At 40.5% G+C, this 4,539-nt stretch carries 4 protein-coding genes and 1 pseudogene; 3 read left to right on the plus strand and 2 right to left on the minus strand.

Going from position 1 to position 4,539, the window contains the following annotated elements; genetic code table 11:
* Both LC574_RS27725 and LC574_RS27730 read right to left on the minus strand, forming a co-directional pair.
* Nucleotides 1-168, minus strand: a pseudogene (locus tag LC574_RS27725) (3'(2'),5'-bisphosphate nucleotidase CysQ); the annotation flags it as partial.
* Between the two features lie 232 nt (nt 169-400).
* On the minus strand, nt 401-1,294 hold the full coding sequence (locus LC574_RS27730) for a sugar kinase (RefSeq protein WP_229456889.1): 894 nt from the start codon (nt 1,292-1,294) through the stop codon (nt 401-403).
* Between the two features lie 75 nt (nt 1,295-1,369).
* On the opposite strand from LC574_RS27730, the gene rsmI reads away from it, so the two are divergent.
* The 3 genes from rsmI to LC574_RS27745 all read left to right on the plus strand — a co-directional run bounded on the left by rsmI (nt 1,370) and on the right by LC574_RS27745 (nt 4,124).
* The gene (gene rsmI / locus LC574_RS27735) at nt 1,370-2,230 is read left to right on the plus strand and encodes a 16S rRNA (cytidine(1402)-2'-O)-methyltransferase (RefSeq protein ID WP_229456890.1); all 861 of its coding nucleotides are present in this window, start codon (nt 1,370-1,372) and stop codon (nt 2,228-2,230) included.
* Nucleotides 2,231-2,856: 626 nt separating this feature from the next.
* Nucleotides 2,857-3,135 (plus strand): GlsB/YeaQ/YmgE family stress response membrane protein, encoded by a 279-nt coding sequence (locus LC574_RS27740; RefSeq protein WP_229456891.1) that lies wholly within the window; start codon nt 2,857-2,859, stop codon nt 3,133-3,135.
* A 56-nt stretch (nt 3,136-3,191) separates the two neighbouring features.
* Nucleotides 3,192-4,124, plus strand: coding sequence for a general stress protein (locus LC574_RS27745; RefSeq protein WP_229456892.1), 933 nt, complete (start codon nt 3,192-3,194; stop codon nt 4,122-4,124).
* The last annotated feature ends 415 nt before the right edge of the window (nt 4,125-4,539 follow it).

Consider the following 4,539-nt stretch of genomic DNA (forward strand, 5'->3'; position numbering starts at 1 on the left):
AATGTATTGACTCACAGCTACATCGGCAACGGTAACAGGCTCATTTTGTTTATATTGTACTTCTAAGTCAGGGTCTTTTGCAGTCCCGTGATAATACGATCGCAGTATATCTGCTGCACCCCAACCTACCTCACGAGCGATCGCTAATATTTCTTGTAAGTCTCTCATTAATTTGACCTGAATTAAAAATATGTATAACGTGATTTGGGAGGCACAGCAATACTTAGTTTAACTAATTCGTAATTCGTAATTTAAGAATTTGAATGACGAATTAGTGATCTGTCAACCCAAAAATGACGGGTGAAGGTGGGGAGTAGGGAGTGGGGAATAGGGAGTGGGGAAAGAGTTTTTTGTGTTTCTCAAATGTCTTGATATCCGTCAAAATATATTTGACACACTATTAGTTTAAATTCATCCAGCGCCGAGTGCCAAAAAATTTACAGGAATCAGCAGCAATATTAGCTGCTAGTGTCAGTGCATCAGTAAAGCTTTCTCTTAAAATGTAATGACAAAAAGCACCGTGAAAAATATCTCCTGCCCCTAAGGTATCAACCGCTTGAATCTGCGGTACATCTACGATACCAGTTTTAGTGCAACTCAAGTATTCAATTGGTTTTTGTCCGTGGGTAATAACGATGTGAGGAATGTCAAATCCGCCGAGATAGGTAAAAACGTCTTCTCCAGTCTGGCAATTAGGGGGATAAAAATTAGCGGAACAGATGGCGTAATTTACAAAAGGCAGAATTTGCTCAAATCCAGGCTTCCAACTTCCACCATCAATTACTACTGGGATATTCTTGGCTTTAGCCATTTGGGCTATGGAATAACTAACCGCTATTTGATGTCCATCAATCAGTACTATATCGACATTTTGCAAAATATCTGGCGGGATAGATGCGCTGTTGGCTTGAGTTTTGACAGCATTGATGGAAACTACAGCTCGTTCACCCGTGGCTTGGGTGACAATGATTGAGGAGACAGGCGGTGCTAAATCAGTGGTAGGCTCAAGGTCTGCGATCGCAACTTTGTAATTTGCCAAATCACCCCGAATTAGCTGCGTCATGGGGTGAGAACCTACTACACCCAAAACTGTAGCTTGATTTCCTAAATGGCTGAAAGTCACACCCGCGTTTGTAGCCGGGCCCCCTGCTGCTAAAGTATAGTCAGTAGCGACAATCTTCTGATTATTCTTAGGGGCAGAGTTAGCAAGGTAAATTAAATCTAAGGTTACTAAACCTACAAATAACCCACGATCCGATTTTGGATTTTGAATTTTGGATTTGAAATTATCCATTTATCATATATTTTCCTATAGATGCATAAATTATTATTTTTAACTCCTGTACGCGATCAATCGCGTCTCTTACTCATGCAAACCGATCCAAAACCAAGAACACTTTACGTTGTCGGTACACCAATTGGCAATCTGGAAGATATAACCTTTCGGGCGGTGAGAATTTTACAGACTGTAGATATCATTGCTGCGGAAGATACCCGCCACACAGGGAAACTATTACAGCATTTTCAAGTTAAGACTCCCCAGGTGAGTTACCACGAACACAATCGTACCAGCCGCATCCCAGAATTATTAGAGCATTTAGTTAATAATAAAGCGATCGCTCTGGTGAGTGATGCTGGAATGCCAGGAATTTCCGATCCTGGATATGAACTGGTGAAAGCCTGCATTGAGGCGGGAATTGCAGTAGTTCCCATTCCTGGCGCTAGTGCAGCAATTACGGCATTGAGTGCATCTGGATTACCAACGGATCGGTTTGTCTTTGAAGGCTTTCTTCCAGCTAAAAGTCAACACAGACAAGAACATTTAGAATCTCTGCAAACAGAATCTCGCACATTGATTTTCTACGAATCGCCCCACCGTTTGCGAGATACTTTACAAGACTTAGCTCTTGTTTGGGGAAGCGATCGCCAAATTGTGCTAGGGCGGGAGTTAACTAAATTGTATGAAGAATTTTGGCGGGGGACAATTGCCGAGGCGATCGCTCACTACAACCAACGAGAACCCCAAGGTGAATATACATTAGTTGTGGCAGGAATTCGGGCCAGTCAGCCCCAACTGACAGAAGAGGAATTGAAAGCCGAATTGAAACAGTTAATTAGTCAGGGGATATCGCGATCGCAAGCTAGCCGTCAGTTAGCAAAATTTACCTCCCTTCCCCGTCGCCAACTTTATCAACTAGCTCTTTCAATAGTCCTCACTCCTGAGTTGTGAGCAACTAGTACCGCAAGGTGGAAGTCACGGATTCACGCATAATTGTATTCCGAGCTTCTTGCGCCATTTGAAATAGTATGTTTATTTACGCCGTGGTGTAGTAGTACCGCTTTTGTAGAATCACAATATAGTAATCCGCTTTGATTTTTGAAATTATTTGCGTAGGCGGGGAGTAGGGAATAGGGAGTAGGGAGTAGGGAATCAGGCTTTTCGAGGTGTACGGTGTTTATTCAAAAATCAAATAGGAATCCTATATTTGCAAAGGTAATGCTCCCGACTCTAAGTTATATCATGTCCGCTTGATTACTTATTAAACCCGAAGAACCCCACCCCGCCAAAGCTATGCTTTGTCTCCCCTCCCGAAGAGCGGGGAGGGGTTGGGGGTGGGGTGCAATGACTGTGGGAATCATAACTATTTATCCGGACATGATATTATGCACAACCGTAACTTAGAGTCAAATCCTAAATTTATATATTCATCCTCAAAGACAAAGGAGTGAATATTCAAATGATATCTAAAGATTTTTGATATTAGTTCTCTAGATAGATCAGCAATTTTGCAAAAAAACTTTAATATGAAATAGTCAAAAGCAAACAAATAAGATTCTCAACGAAGGATAAATACAATGGGTAACATTATTGCTTGGCTGGTTTTGGGTTTAATTGCAGGTGCGTTAGCTAAGTTATTTTATCCAGGAACCCAAGGTGGCGGTATTCTCTCCACTATAGTATTAGGAATACTTGGAGCAGTAGTCGGGGGTTATTTGGGTCAAGTTTTACTAGGAAGTAGTTCGGCAGCCGCCGCATCTGCTGGAGCTTTCTCTTTTGGAAGCATTTTATTTGCTGTTCTTGGTGCTATGCTACTGATTTTCCTTTGGGGTTTACTAACTCGCCGAGCTGTGTAACTACCTCATATCATAACACTCTTGGGAATTGCTTAAAGCTGCAATAAACCGATAAAATGACATTAGAAAAAAAGCGAACAACTATAGGAGTTTTCGCTAGGTGTTCCGATATACAGTTGGTACTTCAGGAACTAAAAGCTTCTAGTTTTCCCATGCACAAAGTTTCTGTAATTGCACGGAATGTAGAAGGAGAAAATGATATTGCTAGTGTTGAAGTTAAAGATCGCACTGGCAATAATACATCCTTAGAAGATACTGAAGCCTTTACAAATGGTGCTTTAGGCGGTGTTACTGGCTTATTAGTGGGTTTAGTCCTCTGGCTAATCCCTGGTATAGGACGAATCATTCTAGCCGGAACAGAAGCATCTGCGATCGCTACCAATTTAACAGGTGGTGCGATCAATGCAACCGCAGGTGATTTGCATCGTGTGCTGCTAGGTTTAGGAATTCCTAAAGAGCAAGCACAAGGTTACAATGATCTAATTTGCAAAGGTTACTATTTGGTGGTAGTCATCGGTATAGATATAGAGATTCGTCTTGCTAAAAGGATTTTTAATCGCCGTGATATTCAACAGTGGAGCATTTATGATCCATACTTGACCCCAAATAGTCGCTATAAAAATGCAGTTGGTGTTTTTTCTACGCGCCAAGATACAGAAAAAGCACTTACTGAACTAAAAATAGCTGGCTTTCCTATGGCTCAAGTGTCGGTGATTGCTAAGGATACAAACACACTGAATGGTATTACTGAGGTAGATATCAGCAGTTCCAAAAATAACTATACTACTTTAGGAATTCCTGAGGATCTAGCCAGATATTATCAACATCAAGTGACCCTTGGCAATTACTTATTAATCCTAAATAGTACTGATATCTACATGGCAGGTGCAAGAGCCATTTTAGAGAATCACAAAATTGAAAAATTTTGCATCTATAGCCCATCTGTAGTTAATGCGAATATAAGCGATCGCCAGGTTATTAATCAATAGGCTTGGGTTAATACCTGATTGCTCTTAAAAAGGCTTCTTTTATGGGCGTTACTTAAACGTCAAAGTTAATCTTCAGAGATTTGACACTATCCCGGGATTGTACATATTTCCGATAGTTTCTAGGAAAGTATATTGTTTTTCCTATAAATGACATAACGAGTATCTAAATATAAGTTGCCTTCTAGAACCTTAATAGCTTCCACCCAAATAAATACTGTTTGAGATAACTAAAATTAGGTTTAAACTGTATAGTAATAACATTGATGTTATATCCAACAGCAATAGATACTATAGGACTAATATTTGATTTCTGAAAAAGCTCGGTACAACTCGAAAAGCCTAATTCCTTATTCCCTACTCCCTACTCCCCACTCCCCGCCTACGTAGATAATTTCAAAAATCAAATACGATTCCT

This window comes from Nostoc sp. CHAB 5715 (assembly GCF_020829685.1).
GTDB lineage: Bacteria > Cyanobacteriota > Cyanobacteriia > Cyanobacteriales > Nostocaceae > Nostoc.

Excerpts from the sequence above, each read along its gene's own strand:
- LC574_RS27730 (WP_229456889.1), bottom strand. The coding sequence starts at position 1,294 with ATGGATAATTTCAAATCCAAAATTCAAAATCCAAAATCGGATCGTGGG.
- rsmI (WP_229456890.1), top strand. The coding sequence starts at position 1,370 with ATGCAAACCGATCCAAAACCAAGAACACTTTACGTTGTCGGTACACCA.
- LC574_RS27740 (WP_229456891.1), top strand. The coding sequence starts at position 2,857 with ATGGGTAACATTATTGCTTGGCTGGTTTTGGGTTTAATTGCAGGTGCG.
- LC574_RS27745 (WP_229456892.1), top strand. The coding sequence starts at position 3,192 with ATGACATTAGAAAAAAAGCGAACAACTATAGGAGTTTTCGCTAGGTGT.